This window comes from Aeromonas sp. 6P (assembly GCF_051919525.1).
GTDB classification, from domain to species: Bacteria; Pseudomonadota; Gammaproteobacteria; order Enterobacterales; family Aeromonadaceae; genus Aeromonas; species Aeromonas veronii.
Map to the genome: position 1 here is coordinate 4208483 of NZ_JBQBEO010000002.1, position 23913 is coordinate 4232395.

The following is a 23913-nucleotide window of genomic DNA, read 5'->3' on the forward strand; positions in this document are numbered from 1 at the left end:
AAAAAGACTCCATGGAGACCTCTTTTACGCTCTCCTCGCCGTCAAAGCACGCTCAACGCCGTAAATTATCAATATCAAGGTGAGAATGATTGTGAAGCGCCAGTTCACGACATATAACTTAGCGAGATATCCCTGTATTTCGTCCGGTAGAGCTGATCATGATGATGCGTTCCCTCCTTCCCCTGTTGCTTGGCGCAGTAATGCTGCCGGCCACTATGGACAGTGCCCATGCCAACCCCTTTTCCGCCAGCAGCAAGAGCAGCAGCGGCTTTCTCGAGCGACGGGATGTGCCCAACCTCAGTTCGGCCGCTTTCGTGGTGGCCAACCACAGAACCGGCGAGGTGATCTCCGAGCGCAACGGCAACCGGGTAATGCCCATCGCCTCACTCACCAAGCTGATGACGGCGCTGGTGGTGCTGGATGCCAACCTGCGCCTCAACGAAATGCTCACCGTGACCAATGCCGACATCGACCGCATCAAGGGAACCGGCTCGCGCCTGGCCATCGGCTCCAGGCTCAGCCGCGCCGAAATGCTCCATATCGCCCTGATGTCCTCTGAAAACCGCGCCGCCTCGGCGCTGGCCCGCCACTATCCCGGCGGCCAGCGTGCCTTCGTCGAGGCGATGAATGCCAAGGCCCGCATGCTGGGGATGTGGAATACCCGCTACGCCGACAGCACAGGGCTCAACCCGCGCAATGTCTCCACCGCGCAGGATCTCGCCAAACTCGCCGCCGCAGCGGCCTCCTATCCGCTGATCCGCCAGTACTCCACCGACGAGCAGAGCTATGTGCGTACCAACAAGCGTCAGCTGCACTACCTCAACTCCAACCGGTTGATCCGCGAAGGGCAATGGGAGTTCACCCTCTCCAAGACCGGCTATATCCGCGAAGCGGGCCGCTGTCTGGTGCTGGGCACCAAGGTCAATCGTGAGCCGGTGATCATGGTGCTGCTCAATGCCGAGACCACCAACGATCGGGTCGCCGATGCCAAGCGGATCAAAACCTGGCTGGAGAGCTCGGGCAGAACCACCCTTGCAGCCAACCAGAGCAGCATGCTGACTCACCAGTAAGATCGAGATCCCCAACCAAGCGAGGCACCTGCCTCGCTTTTTTTATCTGCATGAGCGCGCCCAAAAAATGGGATCTAGTTCCCGCTACAGGTAACACCTTCCGCCATCCCGTTACAAAACGTAACTACTCAACAGTGTGATTCACACTAATAGAATCAATTGGTTGTAACCTAGCAGTAAGAATTTTAGCGTGCCATCACAACCCCTGTAACGACGAGCCACCATGCGTATTTCCAGTATCGAGTGCGGGCGGGTACTGGCCATTCTGGCCGTGATGACCATTAACGTATCCCCCTTCGCCCATCCCTTCAATCCCACCCTGTGGGGAAGTGGATCCTGGCTCTGGCTGAGCGGCACCATCAACCAGTCATGCCGCTTTGCCGTGCCGCTGTTTTTCCTTTGTGCCGGTTACTTTCTGCAACCGAGACTGAGCCACGAAGCGCCGCTGACCGTTGCCTGGCGCTACTGCCGCCCCTTGCTGCTGCTCTGGCTGGTATGGAGTCTGGTCTACCTGCTGGTGCCGTTCAATCCGCTGGATGCTGTACAGCAAGGCTATCTGGCCTCCCTGCGCGGGCAGTGGCAATTCCAGCTCGGCGACCCCCTCAATGGCTGGCTGGTGGGCGGCATGATCCACCTCTGGTTCCTGCCAGCCCTGGTCATGGCGGTGGCCCTGCTGGCACTCTGTTACCGGCTTGGCAGACCATCACTCGCCATCTGGCTGGGTCTTGGCCTCTACCTGCTGGCGCTGCTGGGGGGCTCCTATGCCAAGCCGCTGCTGGGCGCCGAGTGGCCACTGCTCACCCGTAACGGCCCCTTCTTCTCCCTGCTGTTTGTGGCGCTCGGGGCCCTGCTGCGCCAGCGTCAGTGGCAGCCCGATGCCCGCACCGGCTGGCAATTGCTGCTGGCGGGCGTGGTGCTCTATGGCTGTGAAGCCTGGGCGCTGCAGCACTTTGCCGCAGTGCCGCTCACCCGCCACGACTTCCTGCTCGGCTCCCTTCCCTGGGCTCTCGGCCTGTTTGGACTGCTGCTGGCCAACCCCGAGTGGGGCAAGGGCAGCTGGCTTGAACGTCAGGCCCCCAAAGTGCTCGGGATCTACTGCCTGCACATGATGCTGGTGGTCTGGCTCTTCGTGTTTGGCCCGCAGGCCGCATCCATCCTGTGGGAGATCGCCAAGGTGCCGCTGCTGCTGGGATCGTCTCTGCTGGTCTATCGCCTGCTGGCGACTATCCCCCTCACCCGCCGACTGCTGAGCACTCGCTGAGTCCGATATCCGGCCCGTCCTATCGGGCCGGATATCGCTTCATATTTCGCACCTTTTTCTTCCGCTACGCCCTTTTCCCTCGCTTCGTTCTCGCGGTTTGCTGTAATGGCTCTGCTTTTCAGCCGAGCTCTGCCGACCACACAACACGCACCCAAAGCCCCCTCCATTTTCACCTTGCCAGACAAATGAAAATCAATATCATTGGCATCCCGCTTAAGCGGGTCAGGCTAATTATAATTAAATCAATATGTTCGAGCCGTCAGGTCGACATCCAAAGAGTCAATATTGAATATGCAGCACCCTCACTTTCGCAGAACGCTGGTCTCGCTGGCACTGCTGGGCACCGGCTTCACTGCCCAGGCCGCCGATGAAACCATGACAGTGGTTGGCAAACGATCCCAGCATCAGGAAGTTGCCACCGCAACCCGTACCAATACGCCAGCCAAGCTGGTGCCCCAGACCATCGACAGCGTCAAGGTCAGCGAGCTGACCGCCTTCGGCCAACCGACGCTGAGTGAAGCCCTGAGCGGCATTCCCGGGGTCAACGCCAGCGGTGATACCCGCTTCGACGGGGTCAACATCCGCGGCTTCAGCGCCAGCAACGACTTCTATCTCGACGGGTTCCGCGACGACATGCAGTACACCCGGGATCTCGGCAACATCGAGCGGGTAGAAGTGCTCAAGGGCCCGGCCGCCGTGCTCTACGGCCGCGGCAGCACGGGGGGCATCGTCAACCGGGTCAGCAAGAAGCCACAGAAAGGGCAGGAGTCCAGCGTCACCGCCCGGGTCGGCAGTTTTGACAGTCAGCGGCTGGCTGCCGACCTCAATGGCGAGGCGAGTGAGCAGGTGCAACTGCGCCTCAACATGGCGCAAGAGGACAAAGATAGCTTCCGCAACGGCGTGAAGAGCAAGCGCACCCTGCTGGCCCCTTCCGCCAACTGGGAGATCAGCGACAACCTAAACTGGTTGGTGCAGTACGAGCGCAACGAACATGACCGCACCCCGGATCGCGGCATTCCCGGGGTCAATGGCCGTCCGGCCGATGTGCCGCGAGAGTATGTCTACAGCGATACCAGCCGCGACTTCATCGATGACGTGGCGCAATCCACCCGCTCCCGCCTCTCCTGGGATATCAACGATCAGTGGCAGTTGCGCCAGCAGCTCGGGTACTCCACCCTCGACAGCCAGTTTGACAACACCTATGTCACCAGCGTCAAAGGGGATCAGGTGACCCGCTCCCGCTGGCAGCAGGATCTGAAAGCGAAGAACCTGATCAGCAACACCGAGGCCGAAGGTCTGTTCCAGACCGGCCCGGTGGAACATCGCCTGCTGGTCGGCTTCGAGCAGAACTGGCAGGAGCGCACACCCAAGCTCTACCAGAACGCCACCGCCATCCCGTCTGGCAACCTCTACGACCCCGGCTCACTGCCTACCTACAATGGCGCCATGAAGCTCTCCAGCGACGCCAAACACAAGGTGCGCGGCAATGGCCTCTATCTGCAGGATCAGCTCAGCCTGGGTGACTGGCATCTGGTGGGCGGGCTGCGCCGTGACGACTTCACCGTCACCAGTCGCCGCTACGACCTCAACAAGGAGGAGAGCGTCTCGGTCAACAGCCTGAGTCCGCGCCTTGGTCTGGTGTGGAATCCCCTCGAGGATCACGCCTTCTACACCTCCTACAGCAAGACCTTCACTCCGGTGGGCGGCGAGCTGATCGGCATCACCCCGGGTGACAAGAACAACGGGCTGGAACCCCAGCACACCCGCCTCTACGAAGGTGGGGTGAAGAGTGACTGGCTGAACGGCAAGCTGGCGACCACTCTCTCCCTCTATCGACTGGAGATGTACAACAAGCGCACCAAGGATCCGCTGGATCCCACCAAGGTGATCCTCACCGGCCTGCAGCGCACCGAAGGGGTCGAGCTAAGCGCCCGCGCCGAGCTGACCGACGAGATCTACCTGCGTGGCGGCTTCGCCATTCAGGATGCGGAGCAGGTCAAGGCGGATGCGGATCTGCAGGGCAAACGCCCGATGAACGTCTCCCGTCAGAATGGCCAGTTCTATCTCGGCTACAAGAGTGGCGAGCAGGGCTGGTTCGGTGAAACCGGCGTGACGGCGGTGGGCGATCGCTTCGCCGACAACGCCAACACCACCACACTGCCCGGTTACGCCCGCTTCGATGCGCGCGCCGGTTATCGCTGGCAGCAGTGGGAAGCCGAGCTGAGCGCCGAAAACCTGACCGACCACGAGTACTTCGTCAGCGCCACCAGTGCCACCCAGATCATGCCGGGTACGCCCCGTCAGCTGAGCCTGACCGGTACCTACCGTTTCTGATCTCTGTGACAACCACCCCGACTGGCCAGCCCTTGCTGGCCAGTTTTTTATGAAGCAACCACGATGAAACGCAGAAGAGTTCCCCTTCACAACAACAAATGGGTACGCCGCCTCCATGCCTGGGCCGGTTTTTTTACCCTCGCCCTGATGCTGATGTACGGCATCACCGGCCTCTGGCTGCAACACCGTGCCGTGTTGCCCATTCCCGGCCCCCACACTGACAAATCGAGTGAAGAGATAGTGCTCAAGGCGCCACTCGCCAGCCCGGAGCAGCTGAAAAGCCTGCTGCAACAGCGCTATCCCGATACCTTTGCCGACGGACGAACCATGATCACCCCGGCCCAGACCCTGCCCACCCCGAACGGCCCGCTCACCCTGCCCGCCAAGTGGGAGATGCGCGGCGTCACCCTCAGCCAGAGCGTGGCCGCCAGCTATGTTGAGGGTACCCTGCTGGTACGTACCGACCTGCAACTGGCCAACTTTGCCGCCAGCCTCAACCGGCTGCACCGCGGCATGGGTACCGGCCTCGGCTGGCAGCTGTTTGGCGATATCGCCGCCCTGGCCCTGCTGCTGCTGGCCCTCACCAGCCTGTTTATGTGGACCAAGCTGCACGGCACACCCAGTGCCATCATCGTGCTGACGCTCGCAGGTACCCTCGGGACCCTGCTGTTTGCCCTGCTGGGATAGCACGGCAACCATGTTCTGATGCAGCAAGGTTTGGAAAAAAAACGCCATAGAAGCAGGCCGCTGGCGGTGATGCCGTCAGCGGCCACATCAAGAAAAGGAAATAATGGAGAGCAGGAAAAGAGAAGGGATACCAAGAGGTAACGGGAAGTACTGCCAGCTCAACAGTAACGCCCCAAAAGCGCAGAAACGCAAAAAAACAAAAGGCCATCATTGCTGATGGCCTTTCGTCATGAATTTGATGGTGCCGGGGTCTCTCTCGAATTTGATGCATAAGATTATGATTTTAATCACTTTAATGTTTATGTAATAGTGTTTGAGCCCCCATAAAGGCCCCCAAATCACTTGTACTGGGATGAAACGTTATGACACAAACCACGTATCCAACACCCGAATACATTGCAGTTGGATCTGGCCCTGCAATAAGACTCACGGGATAATTGAGACATCTTTCACAAGAAGGTCAGTGCCAATGCCAGTCAAAATGAGCCGCGCTTTTGATGCTTCAAAAGGAATTGTGTCGATTGAGGATGTACCTAGCGGTAAGGCGTGTGGGTGTACTTGCATAGACTGCAATGAACCGCTTGTTGCAAAGAAAGGTGAAGTCAATCGGCATCATTTTGCTCACGAACCCCCCCCCTTGTCGGATGTACCGTATGCCAATGTCCGGGAATGCCATTGGATGCCTGAGACGGATCTCCACATTATGGCGAAGGAAGTTTTGGCCGAGGATATGCAGTTGAGTTTGCCAATCGGCTTCACCAGCCCAAGGCAGGAGCTTTTGGCGTTCGATACTGTGAAGTTGGAGTTCCCGGAAGGCAGCCGGATCCCCGATGTGATCGGCTATGTGAAAGGTGAAAAAATCCTGATTGAAATCGCGGTCACCCACTTCTGTGACGAAGCGAAAGTGAAGTATCTGCGACGCATCAATGCGACCTGTATTGAGCTTGATTTCAGTAAGTTTTCGTTAGATGTCGAGGTGCTTTCAAAGGACTCCGTGCGTGCCTACCTTGCCCATTGCCCGAAGAAGTTGCTTACAGCTGCGCCAGTAGGGCCAATCGCTGAGGCCTTCCAACAGCAAGAACGTCGGACTATCCGCAGTTTGATTGAACAAAGCAGGAAACTGAAAGATCAAGTACAGGAGCTAGTACAACAAGTTAAGCGCTACGAAGCTCAGGTCGCTGGTTATCAGCCAGAGCTCACGCAGATGGATGCTGTGATTGCTAACAAAAGAACGCTGATGGCTGGCCTAGAGCGACGTATCGAAGAGGCGGAAGATCGCCTGTTTGAGGTAGAGAAGGAAACGCAATCGCAAAAGGAACTGCTTGCGCTCAATGCCTCCCGTCTTCAACTGCTAGATCAGCTATCCATTCGGGAAGCGGCTTTGAAAAAAGCGGAGAGGGCCGTAGAGAAGCGAATGGCAGAGTTGGATAAGGAAGTACAGTTGCGGTTAAAAGGTTTAAGTGCTGATCTGGATAATCGTGAGCATGAACTTAAAATGCGTGACGTGAAGTTAAATGGCTCACACTCCTTACTGCTCTTGAAGACTGCTGACCTCCGAGCTAAGGAAGAGAAATTAAAACAAGACGAAACTGACTTTATGAAACGGGTCAACAGTGAAGCGGCACGTCTAGGTAGAGCTCAGTGTGAAATGTACAAGAAGCAAAATATTGCTGTGATTCGGGCTTGGGAAAACTATTACGATTCAATGATCAAGAAGATAGAGAAAGTCCGTCGGGAGTTCTGTTCACGTGTGACATTCCCAGAGACGCCGCCCGCACTGGAAAAATTCGACGTAAATCAGAGTACACTTCATTTTAGTGACTGAAGGGTGCTTGACGTAATCATGATTGGTTCACACACGATAACCTCTATATCTAATATTTTGCAAGTTAACCAAACCAGTGAGGTAAGAGGAAGCACTACTTTCGCCCCCCCCCCTTACCTCTCACCCTTCACTGTAGTGTTATTACCTTAACTCAGTAGACAGTAGTGCATACACATAATATACATGCTTAAACCACATCAGATAGCCATTCCTTACTTTCCCCTTCTGACACCATGCTCAACTAGCAAGGTCTCAATACGCAATGAATCAAGGTAAGTTAATGCTGCACAATAGACTTCAAGCGTCCCCCTTCGCTTATCCCCGCTTATGGGTGGAGTTGATTGCCACATGAACTTGTACACATAACTTACCTGCCTGATAGCATCTCGGATGGGGTCTTCTTTCACGGGCCTAGGTGTCTTACCATTCCATAAATCAATATTATGCCGACGTTTAAGCTTTGCCTTCAGCGACTTCATCTTGTCCTCATCTGCTTCAACAAGAAGATGAAAGTGTGGTAGCCATACTTGTTCTCCTTCATTAAAGTCGACTTCCAATGCTCCATATACTGGACTTGTGATTCCTACTTTCTTGAGATCCCGATAGAGTTGCTCTTTCAACTTCTGCGGTTTTAGCGCATGTAACTCACTCTTCGCCAATACATCATGATAAAGGATCACAGTGACAAACCGATAGTTATTACCAATAACCTTAGGTAATACTGACTCGATGACTTTCATTCTCTTAGTTCTAGTGCACTGCTTGCATGCTAGAGAGTTACAATCATGATCGTCCTCTTCTAAGCAAGACCATAACTTCCAAGCTATTTGTTGATGCTTTTCATTACCAGTTTTAAGAAGAAGTGTAATCCGTTTCTCAGTCTCAATTATTGTATCATCAGGCGATTCCATGAGATTACAAAGATCTCTGCGGATAGATAGTCTATTCATATCTAGCCTCAGCTTCAGAACCAACTGTTGATACCAAATGGTCGACATCTGATCTTCGCCATCCAACAGAGCTTCTTCCAGTCAACTTGATTGACTTCGGGAACAGCCCATTGTTCATTAGTCGATATATGGTTATTTTGGATAACACACATCCTTCTACAACATCGTTGATTCGATAGACCTTCATTGCCATGATATTTCTCCTTTTCTAATGCCATGGCTTCTTTACAGTTTCAACTTATAGCCTTGCTTTCAGCACCTCATTAAAAAGAGACCATGCAGCCCGGCAGATTGAACACTCAAAGTCTCTGCCCCTATGTTGCTTGTCCATTATTACGAGTATTCATCCAGTTGCGCACATCTTCCATCCACCATGCGGTCACTCGCTCACTTAGCTTCACAGGCTTAGGGATCTTGCCAGAGGCAGACCAGCGCCACAGGGTCACAACGGAGATCCCCAGCAGAGGAGCTAATGCTTTAGCTCTGATATAACCTCCCATTGGTAATATATGCTGGTTAGTTGCATGGGCTTCGTTCATCGACATATCTTGAATACTCCCTTATTGTTTTAACGTGTTAAGGGTATTCAAACACAAGTTGAGGTCGTATCGATGATAGGTTGGCCATACCTTACATCAGGTAAGCATTAATCGGCCTACCTGATGTAAGGTAAGTGTCAATAAATCGACCTAACATTAGGTAAACATCATTCAACTTACCTAACATCAGGTAAACATCACCCCCCTTACATTAAACAACGTATAATCGAGCCAACATGAAATTCGTATAATCATTTGCTCTTGTGAGGGCGACCAGAATTCATAGCAGCGCCTAATATCCGCTCTATCTGCTGGTCTGCCAATATGGCTTTACCACTATTTGTTTCACTGAACAATACATGCTCATGATTTAATATTGTGGCCGCCCACTCTTTCGCTGTGGTACCACATTCGTCAGGCCAAGTTCTCTTTGCATAGATCGCAGCAGCTAATATAATCTCACGATTTACTGCATGGCGTTCTGCAACACCATTAGGTTTAATTTCTTTCGGAGGTCTAGATTGTGCCTCTTGCTCGCTAGCTGACTTACTAATCCTTAGCAAAGGTTTAGTGTTACCGTTATTGGTAAAGCATTCATCTATCCGAATTAGATCGACATTCTTAAGATAACAGTCATGAACTGTGGGGCGGAACCCCCACTCTTTCAAGTCAGCATATGCAAAATCACCATCACTGGTTACAGCCGACACTCGTATAAGAAGGTATTCCATATCCGGAAGCATGTCATTTTCAATGTCAGTCACTATATAAGGTGGTAACTGCCAAAGTCCATAAAGCTCGGCTTTGAACTCAGATTCAGATTCAAAACAAATAATATTCCCATCATCATCACTTTCTATTGTTCCAAAGCCAAAAGGGCGCATGGATGTATTAAGGTCAAATGTAAATATTCCTTTCTCACATAAGTCTTGATGCTGAGGAAAAGAATCTGTTATTTTTGGAAAATAAACCAAAGCTGTAGGGTTGTCTTTTAAATATAAATATATTGCTACTCTCTCAGTAGCCCCAAAGTGGATGAGATCTGAAACATCGCAACCTAGCAACTCTGCAGCCCTATCTAATCTACAGTATTCAAGTTGTTTCAGAATGTTCCGCTTATTCTGAGTTGTTGTCATCGAGCCACCTTTCAATGTTGTTAGTCCACTGATGTAAGATTCACTGGGCGCACGTTGCCACCCTGCTGGGATTCATAAAAATCTGCCAGCCACTGCAGCAACTTGCGGCGGTCGTCCAGGTACTCGGCACGATGGTAGGCCGCCCGCACCTTATTGCGTTCTGCATGTGCGAGCTGACGCTCTATCACATCAGGATCAAACCCTTCCTCGTTCAAGGTGGTGGAGGCCAGCGCCCTGAACCCGTGCGGCGTAGCAATGCCTGCATAGCCCATACGCCCCATGGCATAGCTCAGGGTGTTCTCGCTAATAGGCTTGGTCAGGCTGCGCTCGCTCGGGAATAGCAGTTCACAATGTCCTGTAAGTTGGCGCAGCTCATCAAGCACGGCTAGCGCTTGGCGAGAGAGAGGAACGATATGGGGGGCTCGCATCTTCATCCGCTCAGCAGGGATCCGCCACTCCGCCCGATCCAGGTCAAACTCTGCCCAGCGGGCAAAGCGCACCTCACCGGGGCGGGTCATGGTCAGCATCAGCAAATGGAAGGCAAGGCGGGTCGCAGGGTTCAGTGGTTCAACTGCTAGGCGGCGGTAAAACTCAGGCAGCTCCACTCGGGGTAAGGCCGGTCTGTGCTCCTGCTTGGTGGCTTTTAGGGCCCCTTTAAGATCTTGGGCCGGATTGTACTTGGCTCGCCCAGTCTGGATGGCATAACGCATGATGGCACTAAACCGCTGTAATATCCTTCCTGCTGTCTCCGTTGCCCCCCTCTTTTCCACCTTACGCAAGGTATCCAGCATCATAGGGGCCGTCAGTTCTGTGACAGGGACTAATCCCAGCTCAGGAAAAGCATCCGCCTCCAACGACTCTATTACTCGGGTGGCGTGGCCAGAGCTCCAAATGGCAAGTTGGCTATGGTGCCATTCCCGAGCCAGAGCCTCAAAGCTGTTCTCACTGGCAAGCCTATTGGCGATCTTCTCTTGCTTACGGACAAGACTGGGGTCATACCCTTCGGCGATCAGGCGGCGGGCATCATCCCGCTTAGCTCGCGCTTCTTTCAGGGACACATCGGGATAGACACCTAGGGCGAGCTTCTTCTCTTTTCCCGCATGACGATACTTGAGTTTCCAATACTTGCCGGACTTGTTAACCAGCAGGAACATGCCCTTTTCATCCGTTAGCTTGTCGCCGCTCGGCTTGCCACTCCATATAGCCTGCTTGACTGTTATGTTATCTAAAGGCATCTGGGGGCCTCCATATCAAATGATGGGGGCCTAAGTTACTGCAGATTGTGGCGGAAGCATCGAGCTAGCAGCCTTGCAGGTTAACAGTTGGCCCACAGTTGGGGGCCTAAATTTTGGTGGCTTAACATTGAGCCCCCAGAAAGGCCCCCAGTATTTGGGGTATGCTATGAGACCAAATGATACGACAAGACATAACAAAAAACCCGCAGAGCCTTAAGCTATGCGGGTTTCAGGTCTGCCGTGATACGGCATGAAATTGTAATATGGTGCCCGGGGTCGGACTCGAACCGACACGGTTATTCACCGGCGGATTTTGAAACCATCGCAAATCATGTTGAATCAATGACTTGCCGTGTTTTTGCGGGTTTGCTTGGGGATGGGTGTGGCTTATTGGGTATCGCTGGTGAGCGCTGCCGCCATTTTGCCGCCATTTTTCAGCGCGGTGATCGGGTTGAGTTTGACCGCATCTTCAAGGTGGTCCGGGGCGAAGTGGGCATAGCGCATGGTCATCTTGATATCGGTGTGGCCGAGGATCCGTTGCAACACCAGAATGTTGCCACCCGCCATCATAAAGTGGCTGGCGAAGGTGTGGCGCAGTACGTGAGTGCTCTGTCCGGCAGGCAATTCAATCTCGGCCCGCCGTATTGCCTTCTCGAACTCGGCATAGCAGTCGCCGAACAACCTGCCGGTGCGCTTGGGCAGCAATGCCAACAGCCAGCCGGCCACCGGCACGGTGCGGTTCTTCTTGCCCTTGGTGCGGGTGAAGGTCAACCGCCCGATGCCAACCTGTGAGCGGGTCAGCTTTTCAATCTCAGACCACCGGGCACCGGTCGACAGGCACAGCATCACAATCAGCCACAGGTCTTTCAGCCCCGCACAGGCAGCCAGCAGCTGCTCGATTTCATCCTGATTCAGGAACGCCAGTTCGGACTCTTGCACCTTGTACTGGCGCAGCACTTCCAGCGGGTTGCCATGAGCCCACTCACCCAGGCGGCCAAGTTCATTGAACACGGCCTGCAGGTAGAGCAATTCACGATTGATGGTGGTCGGGGATACCTGTTTGCGCTGACCGGGCACATAAAGCTCGCCAGCCAATCGCCGCTCGCGGTAGGCCGCAAACTGCTGGGCCGTGAACTCGGTCGCCACTGGGTTGCCCAACGCCTCAGCCAGCCAATTCAGCTTGTCGCGGCGTCGATCACCGTCGGTCAGGGTTTGGCCGTGGCGGCCATACCAGAGCGCCACCAAATCACTCAGTCGCCTTTCATCCACATTCCCCGCCTCTGGCTGTTGCCAAGGCTGGGCCAGCATGTGTTTTTCCCATGCCAAGGCTTCGCCCTTGGTGGCGAAGCGCTTGCGTTTGCGGGGGCCGTCACGACCTTGGGGATAGACTTCGGCAAGCCAGAGCTTGGGCTTGCCGTCGTCGAGTTTGCGGACGGTCATGTCACCAATCCAACGCCGAGCCCTACCACCTGCCCAATCAGAACCTTGCCGGTCTCCCACAGACCGCTCTTGGCCACGGCTTGGATCCGCTCGCCCAAGGTTTCTTGCAGGCTGTCTGGCGTAGCGTTAAGCACCTCCAGCCCCTTGGCCGTCAGCACAGCATCGGCAATGCCGTCGTCTGCTTTTGGTTCACCATGGAGATATCCTGTCTCAACCAGCCAATGCATACACTCAAACGCAAACTGTTTGCGCTCAAAATGGGGATCGCTAGAGTCAAGTTCAGCTTCTTCGCGTGATGAAAGAGCTTCGGCTATCTGGCCGTCATCGGTTAGCATGAACTGCCGGGCATCCAAGGCCTTGCGCACTGGAAAGCGGGCATAAAGCTCGGCCAATACCAGCACCACCGTGCGATCGAACCGTTCAATATTGGAGATCATATGAAGCCTTCATCAGGAGAGTCATTGTCGGAACATCAACGCCGCTATGAACTGACTGACATCATGCGCCGCCATATCGTGTCGCAGCTCAACGGATCCTTGGACGCCGTGCGTGCCCGTGCCTTTTGGCGCACTCACCTTCCTAACCTGAACGAGAAAGAAGGGGCCGAAGCATTGGCCGAAGCACTGGCTGGCGCACTGGAAGAGGTGCGTAGAAAGGTTGCCCCTACCATCGTGCGCTGATGCGGTTATTGAGTCTCGGCATACGACTCGGGCAGTTCGCCGGTCTCGACTAGCAGCCGGATTTGCTCGTGGCGCACCAATGACACCCCAAGCTCATTGGCCTTTTTCATCTTCGACCAGCCAGCGTTGTCACCGCAGCAGAGGAAATCGAGTGACGCCGATACGCTGGCAACGACCTTCATGCCAGCCGCCTCGGCCAGCTCGGTTATCTCGGCTTTGTCGGCCTTGGTGAACCCGGTGAAACAGACCTTGAAGGTGTAGTCTTTCGAGGGCAGCTTGCGACCGTGATAACCGGGGTCAGCCTTGATTTGATGGATGCGGTCAGCGTAGCGACTGTTTGCCTGCACATAGGCAACCAGAGCTTGCTCTTGGGTCTCAAAAACATCGAGCACCCTGTCGGTACGCAACGAGACAAACGTCGGCTCGCAATATGATGCCTTAACGCCACCATCATCAGTTGCGAGCGTCATTTGCAGGCCGTAGACCAGCTTGCGATCTGGATCGGAGTGATAGGCCGCCATCCGCTTGGCAGAGACAACTCCTTTGTTGCTCAGGTAGAGCAGGTTGAACACGGGCAGCTCATTGCCTTTATAGATAATTGACTCGGCAGAATAGAGATCAAACACGGTTAGCCTCCTGCTATATCAGAATCTTTTACATGAACAATGAGCCAGTGGTATGGCCGCTTTTATCGCTCGCGTTATCCCCGCTTGAAGATGCGGCGGTGCTCGACCACCACGCCGATGATGGCGATGTGGGTTTGGTCAGTGCTCAGGGTTTCGTGATCATCATTGAGCGGTACCAGCTCGAAGCGGGGGCGGCCGTCATCGTATTCACCACGGGAGCGGTATTTTTTGAAGGTGGCCTCTTCGCTACCGTTCTTGGCGATGACAAAGTCACCTGCCTTGGGAGCCTCGTCAGGGTCAACGATCAACAAGTCACCCTCTTTGAAGTCCGGCTCCATGGAGTTGCCACGCACCCACAGACCAAACGCGCAACTGCCGACACTGACACCCGCCGCGACATACTCCAGGCTGCCATCAAACGCCGTGGCCTGTTCGCACATTTCGCGCCACTGGCCTGCCTGCACATAACTGAGAATCGGGACCCGAGTTCCTTGTGGAATATCGGCAGGCTCCACGTTGCGGTAGCCAGGCTCCGCGACACCAGTCGCACCGTCCTCCTTGCCGGTCAGCAGCCAATCGACAGACACGCCAAGCGCAGCCGCTAAATCGTTGAGATAGCGGCCTTTGGGCTGATTAAATCCTGATTCCCATTTGCTTACAGACGTACCGCTTACCCCGGTTTTTTTAGCCAAGGAAACTTGGGAAAGTCCTATCTCTCTTCTGCGAGAGGCAATGCGGTCATGAATCAGCATTAACTTAGGTTAACAAAAAAAATTTTGCCTTAAGGTTGAGTTTTGCCTTTCCTTAAGTTAAGTTGGTTTTATTGATTCAACTTAAGGCAAGGTGACGACGTGAAAAAAGCGGACGCTATAGCGTACTTCGGTAGCGCGGCAGAACTGGCAAGGAAGCTCGGGATTACTGAAGCTGCCGTTAGTAAGTGGGGCGAAAACGTTCCTAACCAAAAAAGCAGCGCCCAACTGATCGAGGAGCTGACCGGCGGTGCGCTGAAAGCCGACGCCGCCACCCCGTCCGGCCAGTCGCGCCCATCGCTGCGCGTCGCGCCGGGCACTCCGCTGGACTCGATCCCCAGCGTCAAGCGGGCAGCGGCCCGCACCGCAGAATAAGGGGCGCCACCATGCCACCTCGCCATATCAACCCTGCTGCTTCATCTGCCCCTGCTGCGGCTATCAGTGCGATCAATATCGTGATCTCCCCTGATACCCCACCGCTGATGCCCATCGCCAAGTTTGCCGATTGGGTGGGCGTGTCTGTTGATACCGCTCGCTCATGGGTCAAAGCCGGCCGCCTCGATGTGATGGAAAAAACCAGAGGCAACGAGCTGGTGATGGTCAAGGTGCATGTGTTCATCGCCAAACAGATGGCTGGCTCCGTGTTGGCTCCCCAGTTCAAACGCGCGCTTTAACCATAGCGACCTTCGGAGGGATATCAGAGTGTCAAACCAGACCTGCTTGTCACACAGCCACTTCGCAGCGGCCTGCGATGCCTTCACTGGTCGCCACAACATCAGCCAGCTGGCTAGAGAGATTGGTATGTCGAAAGGGGTGCTGCACAACAAGTTCGACCCGGCCAATGAAAAGCACAAGATCACCGCCCTCGATCTGATCGCCCTCTACCACGCCACCGGTGACGACATTTTGTTTGATGGCCTGCTGCTTGATTGCGGCCTCACCGCCTATCGCTTGCCTGCGTCAGATGCGGCGCTCCCGCCAGAGGCCCGCGCCCAGCAGGCGCTCAACGCTGGCGCCAACATCCTAGGGGTGACTGCGCAGGCCACCCAAGTGCTGAACAGTGGCCGCGTCACCAAACACCATCGCAATGCCGTGATGACCGGATTAATGGCGGGCATCGAGCACATGGTGCTGCTCGCCACCGAAATCGAACAGAAATTCAATTCCGTCCCCACCCTCGCCTGTGCCGCCGATATCGCGCGCGCCAGCCTGGGAGCATAGGAGAACATCATGAGACTGAAATGCCCCCACTGCAACGCCCGCGCCAACATCCGTACCAGCCGGGATATGGGGTCACTGAGCGGCTCGGCCCGCTATCAGTGCAGCAATGTCGAGTGCGGCCACACCTTCAAGGTGTTGTTTGAGATCACCGAGACCCTTTCACCCAGCGCCATGCCTAACCCGTCAGTGGTGCTGCCCCAGTTTCAACGCAAGGCAAAGGAGACTGCCCAATGAGACTACGCGCCGAGCAGCCGGGGCTGATCCCACTGCCGTTCTTGCTGTTCAACCGCGCCACGGTCGTCACCGATAGCGACGAACCGGTGATGCGCAACACCACCCGCTTTGATGGCAGCTATCTGGAAGACCATCAAGGCCGTCGCGGCACCCTGCGCTTTGCGCCGCGCCACCCAGGCAAAACACCGCGCCAGCACTGGCTGACCCAGCTGTTGCAGGCATAACCGGAGGGCCACCCCATGAACGCAACAGCAAAGGTAATTCCGCTCGTTCAACAGCCAAGCGCCGCAGAGGCGGCACTGGCTGAAATGCGCGCCCGCTTCGGCCGCAATGGGGCGGCCAGCCGCTGGTCACGCCTGCCGACTCGGGCCCGCGCCGTCATCTGTTATGCCGCGGGGATCTCGCCGTCGGCAGCAGCGCAGGAGCTGGGCCAGTTCGAGTTTGACCAACAAGAAGCAATCCGGCTCGCACTGAGCGACCTGCTCGCCACCCTGCGGGAGTTTGATGGCTCGGTGCTGCACCGCCGCGAGTGGCACCGCACCGCCCGCCACATTGATGGGCCGACCCGCAGCGAGCTGGAACAGGCAGAGCTTGAGAATAAGCGCCGGGCAGAGCTGAACGCTCAGGCTGGCACATTGGAAAGCCGCTTGGCGGCATTGAGAAAGGTGGCCGGAAACGGCCAATAACCAACGCCTTCGGGCAATCAAAACTGAGGAATCACCATGTTTAAAAAACTGTTTGGCAAGAAAGCAGCTACCGCAAAGGCCGAGATCAAGAAGTTCGAAAACCGCGACCTGATGGAAGCCACCGTCGGCGGTTGCCTGCTGGTTGCCTTCGCAGATGGCGAGTGTGAAGACGCCGAGCTCAAGACCATCGAGTCCCTGCTGCGCACCAACAAGGCGCTCGAAGGATTCGGCCATGAGCTGACCGACACCGTCAACCGCTTCACCGAGCGCCTGAAAGCCGGTTACCGCGTGGCCCGTGTCGAGATCCTGCGGGAAATCGAAGAAGTGAAGGGCAACCGCCAAGAAGCGGAAGACGTGCTGGTCACCATGCTGACCATCGCCGAGGCCGATGGCGAGATTGAAGAGGCGGAGCAGAAAGAGCTGACCACCGTCGCCGACCGTCTGGGCCTGCGGATTGCCGACTATGCCTAACCCGCGCTGGCTGCTGGTAGGCGCCTTCCTGCTGCTGTCGGTGGGAGTCGATTTCAGCTCCCGCATTCTCTCGATGGCTGCGGATGGGCTGTTGGTAGGGGTAGCAATCGCCATCGCATGGCCACTGCTGAAACAGAAGAAAGCAAAGGACTGATGACAACGGGCCGAAGGGAATCGGCCCCATCCCTTAGCCGCTACGCGTGGCGGTTAAGGGATGCCAAAAGCAGGCAATAAAAAACCCCGCAAAGGTGCTGCAACACCGCGGGGTTTCACAAACAAAACTGAGGGTTAACTCATGAACAATAGTACAGGAAAAAAAGAGATCGACAAAGAAACCAACCATATCGAAGTCAGCACACGAGAGGCGTTGCGCAATGGCTTGTTTAGTACCGGGTTGTATGAGTATGGCTGTGGCATCGTTGATCAGTTGAAGGAACTCATGTTTGCCAATGATGGTTTTGCATCATCACGGCTGACAAATTTGCTCTACGAGGTTACCCCGCATTTAGAAGGGATGCTCGACGATTTGGATGAAATGGACGGTTTTACCGTTGAGCACCTAAATAATCGCCTGAATGTGTTCAGTGACAGCGGCTTACTGGCAGCGCAATTGCTGAGTGAGGCATGGGCCGAGGGAATATGGGGTAAGCACTCAAACTCGCGCGCAAATGCCGACTTATTGACCGGTGCCGCAAATCTGATCCTGTGCCTATACGGGACGATGTCGCTGGTAAAAATGGACTTATTGGAAGAAGAACAGGCAGAGGCTGATGCGTATGCACAGCAAGGCGGTGCCCAATGATCGCCATCACCGCCAAGCACACCGCCCCATCACCGGCCGCTGCCGTCGCCTATCTGGTGCGCCACGGCTACATCAACGTGAAAAACAGCTGGCTGCGTGGCCAGCGTCAAGCCGCCCGCATCGAGCTGCTGCCGTCTGGCCGCGCTCGGGTTCTGGAAGGAGTAGCAGCATGAGCAGTACAACCGGCAATGTCATCGAGCGCGAGCTCTACCCTACCCCGCCAAGCGCCGTTGCTGCGCTGCTGAACTGCATCAGCTTTCGCGCTGGCGATCACTTTATGGAGCCGTGCCGCGCAGAAGGGAACATCTTTGACCCTGTGCCGCTACCTGCCGAACAGAAAGAGTGGGCCGAGATCCGCCATGGTCGTGACTACTTGGCGTGGGATTTTGGTCGCCAGTTCGACGTCATCATCACCAACCCGCCGTTTTCGCTGACCGAGGAGTTTTTGAGAAAGAGCCTGTCTGAACTCGCGCCTGATGGAACCCTGATTTATTTGCAGCGGGTGAACTTCCTGGGCAGCAAGAAGCGGGTCCCGTTCTGGGCAGAGGTCGGATTTCCGAACAAAACCCCGATCCTGGTACCGCGCCCGCGCTTTGTGAATGGCGGGTCTGACTCCTGCGAATACAGCTGGTTTGTCTGGGATAACGGCGGCCGTGTGAACCTGCCGAACGGCCTGAGCCATTTGATTGCGGAGGATGCAGCATGAGCCATCAAATGATCGATATGGGCAAGCTGGAACAAGAAGGCAGCACCAGTGAAATGGCGTTGATCGCGTCCATGGATGCAAGTAAGGCCATCATCCAGGTAAGACAAGGAGCTATTCACCAGCTTCAAAAACAACTGGTCTCCCTGCGCCAGTCGCGAAAGCCGACCACCAATAGCTTTGCCATATCAGCCCTGCTGTTTGCCTGCCGTAATGAACGGCAATGGATTGATTTTGCGATCAATCAAATCGAACAAGACGAGAAACTCATTGAGGAAATATATCGGATTAGAGCTGGCAGCCCAGTCCGCACGCTGGAGGAGATCATCCAATGAGCCATCAACAGCTGATCGACGTGTGGGTAAACCGGATGCTGAACGCCAGCAACGAGCTGCGCGACCTGCAACGTGACTTGCTAGACATGCGCAAAGACGGCCCCCACGGCCAGCGCACTCCGGCAAAAACCCACCTGACCCTGTGCCGTCTGGCGCGCAGTTCGGTTAAGGCGGCATCCAGCAAAGTCCGCTCACTCCACACCGGAGGCGCCATCTAATGACTCACCAAAAAACAGCCGGGCATGCCCCGGCTTTGGGCGTCGTGCGCCCTGCACACAGCAAAGCCTCATCGCAACAGGCCTACGACTTGGCAAATCTGGACCAGCAGAGCCTTGAGGAACTGGAATGGATGGCCGACGAGTGGGTAAACCGGCTGCAGGACGTCAAGGTGCGCCTTCCAATGGCTAACCAGAAACCTGCCGAGCCAGCCAAAGATTTGGGCGTCGTGCGCCCAGCATTCCGCATCGACACCACAGGTCAGGTCACGCTGGAGCCCTGCACCCATTGCGGCCAGATGGAAGTTTGCCTGCCGGTGATGGGACGCCAGGGCATCCGCACCTATCCGTATTGCGTAGAGAAATGCTGGCCTGCGGCCTTCAATGGCTCGCAGCAAACCACCAATAACCGCGCCGTGTGCGACTGCTGCGGGGAGTTCACCATTGTTCGCCCTGTGCGCTTGGCCACCGGTCTGACCAAGCTCAACTACTGCGCCATGTGTAGTTCGCCTGCACTGCGCACCATGCGCGACGTGCCGCACTGCATCTTCTGCAAAGACAGATTGCGCCCGCACCAATATGAGCGCGGTGTCTGCGGGGGGTGCTGGTGATGACCGCGCCGATGATTCGTCACCTGGGCGGGGTCGCCCTGCCGAAAAATTTGCTTGCTGCAGAGCATCAGCAGCATATGGCGTGGGCAGATCACCGCCTGAGCCTCGTTGAGCAGCACGTTGCCAAGCCGCTGGCGAAGACCTATCTGGATCGCTATGCCAAAAAGCCGCGTAGTGCCGCTATATGGCTGCGCAATATGAGCGCGGCTTGCCAGCAGGCTGCCGCGCGCTTCCCAGTGCCGCCGCATGAGCTGCGCAACGAACTGCGCCGGGACATGATTGCCGCCGAATGGGCGGGCCGCTGCCGGGCCATTCTGGTCGATATGACGGCAAACGGTGATGTGCCGTCTGCCGAACTGCTGACGGCGTTGGCTGGCCAGGCAAAGGCATGGCACTTCTGCCCGCCTCTGCCAAAAGAGTTCGACAAGAAAGCCTTTAAAAAAGATGTCGAAGAACGGCAGCAGGCGCTGCTGGCTGGCGTTGCAGAAGAGAAGCGGGAAGAAATGTCTCGTGCGTTTGAGGCGTCAAATGGCCTTGCTGCTGATCCAGCGGTTGACCTGTTTGAGCAACGCGCTGCCAGCATCATGGTTCGCCTGCTCGATGAGGGGTGGTGGCGCCGCCGCATCAACAGGGCGTGGGATGTCTATTGCGAGCTGATCGCAATATTCACAGGGCAGGTACGCAAGGGGGTTAGCCCCTACGCCAGCCATCACGCCCGCCGTGAGCATCTGGCCCGCAAAACTGCCCAGTACCACTGGGCAGAGAGCCGCAAGGTGGTCAATGAGGAGCTGGGGCAGGAGTGCGATCTGCTCGAAGCGATGATGGCCTCGGTATCAAACCCGATGGTGCGCCGCTGCGAGCTGATGGTGCGGATGCGCGGCTTTGAGGAGTTGGCCAAGGAACAGGGGCACGTCGGCCTCTTTGTGACCCTGACGGCACCGAGCCAATACCACGCATGGAAGCAGAACCAGAAGACCGGCAAAACCTTCCAGAACGACAAATACAACGGCAGCACACCGACCCAGACCCAGAAAATGCTCTGCTCCCAGTGGGCCCAGTTCCGCGCGGCGATTGCTCGCCGGGGCCTGCGCACTTACGGGTTCCGCATCGCCGAGCCGCACCACGACGCGACCCCGCACTGGCACGCGCTGTTTTTTGTTGAGCCAGAGCAACAGCAGGATTTTCTGACGCTGCTCACCTTCTACTTTACCCAGCGCGATCGCCATGAGCTGGGTATGCCGAACACCGAAACCCTCGACTTTCTGAACCATAACCGCATCCGCAACAAGGCGGCCAAGGCGCTGGCGCTGATCAACATCAATGACAGAGCAACCATCAAGGCCATCAAGCCGCGGGTGGCTTGGGAGATCATCGACGAGAGCAAGGGCTCGGCCACTGGCTACATCGCCAAATATGTGGCCAAGAACATCGACGGTCACCGGGTCGGCTGGGACGAAGAAGCCGAGGAAGCCGTCGAAACCTCCACCACTGGCGTGGCCGCATGGGCCAGCCGTCACCGCATCCGCCAGTTCCAGCAAGTCGGCGGGCCATCTGTCACCGTCTGGCGCGAGCTGCGCCGCCTGCGCGATCAGGTGGTCGAGTGGGACGAGATTCTTGAAACAGCCAGGGCAGCCGTCAACGGCAGCCGCTGGGGCGACTTCATCAAGGCTATGGGCGGCATCATGCTGCCGCGCGCTGAACACCTGATCCAGCTATCAAAGCGACTGGAGAGTGAGGCCACCCGCTACGGGGAAGACCGCCTGCGCCTGATGGGGGTTATGTCGCAGCAACTCAACAAGCTGGCACAAACCCGCTTTGAGGGGTGGGAGATTGTGAAGAAGGGCACCAAGGCCAACCAGAGCAGCGGTGCAGGGGTTGTATTTGGCGAGCGCAGCGAGTTGCACTCAAGCGGCGGCAGCCGCGCCCCTCGGAGTTCTGTCAATAACTGTACGGAAGGATCTAAATCAGGGGTTAAAGGATCCGCTCTGGCTAAAGAGCTGATTCGCATGGGTCTGGATGTAAGTAACGAAGACCTGCTGTTGCGGGGCTGCATCATCAACGCCGACGGCCAATATGTGCGACTGGTCGGCGATCGGCTGATTGTGACTCGCAACTGGCCAGGGGCAGGCGATGCGGTGGCCGACCAGCTGGCCGCAGAGGTCGAGGCCGAGCTGGCCCGCAACCGCGCCGCCAGCAGCAGCGAGCTGAAACAGCAGGCCCGCGAGCTGATGCACAACGGCGGCAGCGTGACCGACTGGCTGGCCAGCCTGCCGCTGCAACAGGCCGATGAGGCGATCGCCACCCTCACCCGCTTGGTGGATGACGAAGAGGATCGCGGGCGCTATCAGCCAACAGAACAGGAGCAGGCCCGCGTCGCGAGCTTGCAAGCCGACAACCAGCGCCACGGCGCAGAGATTGCCAAGGCGCGGGCGCGCCTGGGCGTTGAGTAAGGAGAATGAAGATGAAACACGTAATGCTGGATCTGGAAACCATGGGAAAAGGCCACCGCGCGGCCATCGTCACCATCGGGGCCGTGTTCTTTGACCCGATGACCGGTGAACTGGGCGCCGAGTTCGAGGCGCATATCGACCTGCGCGACAGCGCCCAGTTCGGGGAGATCGACCCAGACACAGTGCTGTGGTGGTTGGGGCAGAGTGATGAGGCACGCAAGGCCATTGCCTATAACGTGGACGGCGAAAAACGGATGGCGCTGATTCAGGCGCTGCAAAAGTTTCAGGCATGGCTGCTGGCCAACGGGCAAGGGGACAAGCGCCCTTATGTGTGGGGTAATGGCGCGGGATTTGACTGCACCATCATGGCCAACGCCTATACAGCCGTGAACAAAAGGCACTTTGTTGGCTACTGGAACGGATTTAAGGATCGGGACGTGCGCACCGTTGTTGATATGGGGCGTGACCTGCTGGGCTTTGACCCGAAAAAAGACATGCCATTCGAGGGCGTAGCCCATCGAGCGCTGGATGATGCCAAGCATCAGGCCCGCTACGTCAGCGCCATCTATCAGCGGTTGCAGGCAGCGATCAACGGCTGCGGCATGGTTGGGGGTGCGGCATGAGAGACCCACGCAAATATCCGGTAGCGGGTGATATTATCACCCGCTTCGGTGTCACCAGGCTTGTGACAGCCACCAAGATGAACAGGCGCGGCACCCTCACCCATGTGGAGCATCGCCATCCGGAGTTTGACCTGCCAAAGAGAGAGGTCACCATCGCCAGCTGGCGGGCATGGGCCAAGCAGGATGCCATGGTGGTAAGGGCGGTGTGGCAATGAGCGACCATATCGACCCGCTAGGCATCATATGGCTGATCGGCCACGTGCTGTTTTATCTGCTCGTCATTCCGGACTTGTGGCGCCGTTGCGGATGGGGAAGACAGAAGGGGGCAAGGGATGAATGATGCCACCAAGCGCAAGCAGGCCCAGCGGGCCAGACGGGCGGCTCTCGGTATCAAGCGTGTCGAAGTGGCGCTCTCCGAGCGGGAGCGCCAGCAGCTGGAGCACCTGCGCTTAGCCCGTGCGGGCTGTGGGGAGCCATACTCCGCCGACGAGTACATCAGCACCCTGATCCGCCGTGACTGGGAACGCTGGCTTGAGCAAGAGGCCGAGCTAAAACAGCAGACCTGCCCGAACTGCGAGGGCATCTTGCCGCAGGGATGCAGCGGGGTATTCAAAGGCGATGCCGAGTGCTGGCACACCCAGGGCGACAAAGCGATCGCGCTATAAGAGCCAAAACGCGAATTGTGTCCGGTCACGAAACAGCAAACGTGACCGGACACAACTGGTTAAATCTGTGTTTTGCGCTCCCAGAGTCCGGGGATCGCAAAAGTGAAAGGATCTGACGGGAAGTGAAGGATCGCAAAAAGGATCTGGAAAGCTGCGCGCGGCCAGTGCTGGCGCGGGGAGCAGATAGCCGACACCCGTCGTTCACCTGCATGGAAATCGACACATAAAGCGGGCAGGCGGGGCGGGGTTCCGATTGCGCGCCAGCGGTGCTGGCGGGGGGCGGCAGGCTGCGCCAGCCGCTCAGGGTGGGCGTGAAAGGATCTGCGAGGGTAAGCGGACGCCAAGCGCCGCCGCCTCAACAGCGG

General features: G+C 56.5%; 33 protein-coding genes. 24 read left to right on the forward strand and 9 right to left on the reverse strand.

Going from position 1 to position 23913, the window contains the following annotated elements; translation table 11 throughout:
- The first annotated feature begins 158 nt into the window (after positions 1-158).
- The 5 genes from pbpG to ACTG2J_RS19535 all read left to right on the forward strand — a co-directional run bounded on the left by pbpG (position 159) and on the right by ACTG2J_RS19535 (position 7177).
- Positions 159-1070 (forward strand): D-alanyl-D-alanine endopeptidase, encoded by a 912-nt coding sequence (gene pbpG, locus ACTG2J_RS19515; RefSeq protein ID WP_005336410.1) that lies wholly within the window; start codon positions 159-161, stop codon positions 1068-1070.
- A 223-nt stretch (positions 1071-1293) separates the two neighbouring features.
- A complete protein-coding gene (locus tag ACTG2J_RS19520) occupies positions 1294-2331 on the forward strand; it encodes an acyltransferase (RefSeq protein ID WP_439997798.1) in 1038 nt (345 codons plus the stop codon).
- A gap of 291 nt (positions 2332-2622) precedes the next feature.
- Entirely contained in the window at positions 2623-4665 is a 2043-nt protein-coding gene (locus ACTG2J_RS19525) for a TonB-dependent receptor (RefSeq protein WP_111899793.1), read from the forward strand.
- Positions 4666-4686: 21 nt separating this feature from the next.
- Positions 4687-5352: a PepSY-associated TM helix domain-containing protein gene (locus ACTG2J_RS19530; RefSeq protein WP_439989605.1), complete on the forward strand. Its 666-nt coding sequence runs from the start codon at positions 4687-4689 to the stop codon at positions 5350-5352.
- Positions 5353-5821: 469 nt separating this feature from the next.
- Complete coding sequence (locus ACTG2J_RS19535) at positions 5822-7177, forward strand: competence protein CoiA family protein (protein WP_439997799.1); 1356 nt, start codon at positions 5822-5824, stop codon at positions 7175-7177.
- Positions 7178-7389: 212 nt separating this feature from the next.
- On the opposite strand, the gene ACTG2J_RS19540 is transcribed toward ACTG2J_RS19535, so the two are convergent.
- From ACTG2J_RS19540 to ACTG2J_RS19570, 7 genes are all read right to left on the reverse strand, one after another.
- Positions 7390-7917 (reverse strand): hypothetical protein, encoded by a 528-nt coding sequence (locus ACTG2J_RS19540; RefSeq protein WP_439989201.1) that lies wholly within the window; start codon positions 7915-7917, stop codon positions 7390-7392.
- A gap of 202 nt (positions 7918-8119) precedes the next feature.
- Positions 8120-8320: a helix-turn-helix transcriptional regulator gene (locus tag ACTG2J_RS19545; RefSeq protein WP_082182200.1), complete on the reverse strand. Its 201-nt coding sequence runs from the start codon at positions 8318-8320 to the stop codon at positions 8120-8122.
- 121 nt (positions 8321-8441) lie between these two features.
- The gene (locus tag ACTG2J_RS19550) at positions 8442-8666 is read right to left on the reverse strand and encodes a helix-turn-helix transcriptional regulator (RefSeq protein WP_174531735.1); all 225 of its coding nucleotides are present in this window, start codon (positions 8664-8666) and stop codon (positions 8442-8444) included.
- Positions 8667-8917: 251 nt separating this feature from the next.
- Positions 8918-9802 (reverse strand): hypothetical protein, encoded by an 885-nt coding sequence (locus tag ACTG2J_RS19555; protein WP_439989200.1) that lies wholly within the window; start codon positions 9800-9802, stop codon positions 8918-8920.
- 20 nt (positions 9803-9822) lie between these two features.
- The gene (locus ACTG2J_RS19560; protein ID WP_439997800.1) at positions 9823-11037 is read right to left on the reverse strand and encodes a tyrosine-type recombinase/integrase; all 1215 of its coding nucleotides are present in this window, start codon (positions 11035-11037) and stop codon (positions 9823-9825) included.
- Between the two features lie 387 nt (positions 11038-11424).
- Positions 11425-12477 carry a site-specific integrase gene (locus ACTG2J_RS19565; RefSeq protein WP_439997801.1) on the reverse strand — a complete coding sequence of 351 codons (1053 nt, stop codon included), beginning with the start codon at positions 12475-12477 and terminating at the stop codon, positions 11425-11427.
- Positions 12474-12914 carry a hypothetical protein gene (locus ACTG2J_RS19570; RefSeq protein WP_159144479.1) on the reverse strand — a complete coding sequence of 147 codons (441 nt, stop codon included), beginning with the start codon at positions 12912-12914 and terminating at the stop codon, positions 12474-12476. Before ACTG2J_RS19570 ends, ACTG2J_RS19565 begins: the two co-directional genes overlap by 4 nt.
- Positions 12915-12938: 24 nt before the next feature.
- On the opposite strand from ACTG2J_RS19570, the gene ACTG2J_RS19575 reads away from it, so the two are divergent.
- Complete coding sequence (locus tag ACTG2J_RS19575; RefSeq protein ID WP_159144480.1) at positions 12939-13157, forward strand: hypothetical protein; 219 nt, start codon at positions 12939-12941, stop codon at positions 13155-13157.
- Between the two features lie 5 nt (positions 13158-13162).
- On the opposite strand, the gene ACTG2J_RS19580 is transcribed toward ACTG2J_RS19575, so the two are convergent.
- Together ACTG2J_RS19580 and ACTG2J_RS19585 are read right to left on the reverse strand one after the other, a co-directional pair.
- Positions 13163-13783, reverse strand: coding sequence for a BRCT domain-containing protein (locus ACTG2J_RS19580; protein WP_439997802.1), 621 nt, complete (start codon positions 13781-13783; stop codon positions 13163-13165).
- Positions 13784-13857: 74 nt separating this feature from the next.
- Positions 13858-14535, reverse strand: coding sequence for a LexA family protein (locus ACTG2J_RS19585; protein WP_439997803.1), 678 nt, complete (start codon positions 14533-14535; stop codon positions 13858-13860).
- A gap of 99 nt (positions 14536-14634) precedes the next feature.
- Here ACTG2J_RS19585 and ACTG2J_RS19590 point away from each other — a divergent pair, with 99 nt between their 5' ends.
- The 18 genes from ACTG2J_RS19590 to ACTG2J_RS19675 all read left to right on the forward strand — a co-directional run bounded on the left by ACTG2J_RS19590 (position 14635) and on the right by ACTG2J_RS19675 (position 23548).
- Positions 14635-14907, forward strand: coding sequence for a Cro/CI family transcriptional regulator (locus tag ACTG2J_RS19590; RefSeq protein ID WP_439997804.1), 273 nt, complete (start codon positions 14635-14637; stop codon positions 14905-14907).
- A gap of 11 nt (positions 14908-14918) precedes the next feature.
- Complete coding sequence (locus ACTG2J_RS19595) at positions 14919-15206, forward strand: hypothetical protein (protein WP_194495631.1); 288 nt, start codon at positions 14919-14921, stop codon at positions 15204-15206.
- 28 nt (positions 15207-15234) lie between these two features.
- On the forward strand, positions 15235-15753 hold the full coding sequence (locus tag ACTG2J_RS19600; RefSeq protein WP_338710898.1) for a phage regulatory CII family protein: 519 nt from the start codon (positions 15235-15237) through the stop codon (positions 15751-15753).
- 9 nt (positions 15754-15762) lie between these two features.
- Entirely contained in the window at positions 15763-15987 is a 225-nt protein-coding gene (locus tag ACTG2J_RS19605; RefSeq protein WP_201931965.1) for an ogr/Delta-like zinc finger family protein, read from the forward strand.
- Entirely contained in the window at positions 15984-16211 is a 228-nt protein-coding gene (locus tag ACTG2J_RS19610; protein ID WP_201931966.1) for a hypothetical protein, read from the forward strand. The genes ACTG2J_RS19605 and ACTG2J_RS19610 overlap by 4 nt, the downstream gene beginning before the upstream one ends.
- A gap of 15 nt (positions 16212-16226) precedes the next feature.
- Positions 16227-16673, forward strand: a complete 447-nt coding sequence (locus ACTG2J_RS19615) for a hypothetical protein (RefSeq protein ID WP_439997805.1) — start codon at positions 16227-16229, stop codon at positions 16671-16673.
- Between the two features lie 36 nt (positions 16674-16709).
- The gene (locus ACTG2J_RS19620) at positions 16710-17144 is read left to right on the forward strand and encodes a tellurite resistance TerB family protein (RefSeq protein ID WP_164536556.1); all 435 of its coding nucleotides are present in this window, start codon (positions 16710-16712) and stop codon (positions 17142-17144) included.
- The gene (locus tag ACTG2J_RS19625; RefSeq protein ID WP_139731330.1) at positions 17137-17298 is read left to right on the forward strand and encodes a DUF3927 family protein; all 162 of its coding nucleotides are present in this window, start codon (positions 17137-17139) and stop codon (positions 17296-17298) included. Before ACTG2J_RS19620 ends, ACTG2J_RS19625 begins: the two co-directional genes overlap by 8 nt.
- 141 nt (positions 17299-17439) lie before the next feature.
- Positions 17440-17946, forward strand: a complete 507-nt coding sequence (locus tag ACTG2J_RS19630) for a hypothetical protein (RefSeq protein WP_439997806.1) — start codon at positions 17440-17442, stop codon at positions 17944-17946.
- Entirely contained in the window at positions 17943-18119 is a 177-nt protein-coding gene (locus tag ACTG2J_RS19635; RefSeq protein ID WP_164536553.1) for a hypothetical protein, read from the forward strand. Before ACTG2J_RS19630 ends, ACTG2J_RS19635 begins: the two co-directional genes overlap by 4 nt.
- Positions 18116-18652 (forward strand): DNA methyltransferase, encoded by a 537-nt coding sequence (locus ACTG2J_RS19640; protein WP_439997807.1) that lies wholly within the window; start codon positions 18116-18118, stop codon positions 18650-18652. The genes ACTG2J_RS19635 and ACTG2J_RS19640 overlap by 4 nt, the downstream gene beginning before the upstream one ends.
- Complete coding sequence (locus ACTG2J_RS19645; protein ID WP_167573866.1) at positions 18649-18984, forward strand: hypothetical protein; 336 nt, start codon at positions 18649-18651, stop codon at positions 18982-18984. The genes ACTG2J_RS19640 and ACTG2J_RS19645 overlap by 4 nt, the downstream gene beginning before the upstream one ends.
- Positions 18981-19202: a hypothetical protein gene (locus ACTG2J_RS19650; RefSeq protein ID WP_439997808.1), complete on the forward strand. Its 222-nt coding sequence runs from the start codon at positions 18981-18983 to the stop codon at positions 19200-19202. The genes ACTG2J_RS19645 and ACTG2J_RS19650 overlap by 4 nt, the downstream gene beginning before the upstream one ends.
- Positions 19202-19810 carry a hypothetical protein gene (locus ACTG2J_RS19655; protein ID WP_439997809.1) on the forward strand — a complete coding sequence of 203 codons (609 nt, stop codon included), beginning with the start codon at positions 19202-19204 and terminating at the stop codon, positions 19808-19810. Before ACTG2J_RS19650 ends, ACTG2J_RS19655 begins: the two co-directional genes overlap by 1 nt.
- Positions 19810-22260, forward strand: coding sequence for a replication endonuclease (locus tag ACTG2J_RS19660; RefSeq protein ID WP_439997810.1), 2451 nt, complete (start codon positions 19810-19812; stop codon positions 22258-22260). The genes ACTG2J_RS19655 and ACTG2J_RS19660 overlap by 1 nt, the downstream gene beginning before the upstream one ends.
- A gap of 11 nt (positions 22261-22271) precedes the next feature.
- Positions 22272-22883 carry a 3'-5' exonuclease gene (locus ACTG2J_RS19665; protein WP_439997811.1) on the forward strand — a complete coding sequence of 204 codons (612 nt, stop codon included), beginning with the start codon at positions 22272-22274 and terminating at the stop codon, positions 22881-22883.
- Complete coding sequence (locus ACTG2J_RS19670; protein WP_439997812.1) at positions 22880-23098, forward strand: hypothetical protein; 219 nt, start codon at positions 22880-22882, stop codon at positions 23096-23098. Before ACTG2J_RS19665 ends, ACTG2J_RS19670 begins: the two co-directional genes overlap by 4 nt.
- A gap of 117 nt (positions 23099-23215) precedes the next feature.
- Positions 23216-23548 (forward strand): hypothetical protein, encoded by a 333-nt coding sequence (locus ACTG2J_RS19675; protein ID WP_439997813.1) that lies wholly within the window; start codon positions 23216-23218, stop codon positions 23546-23548.
- Positions 23549-23913 lie beyond the last annotated feature (365 nt).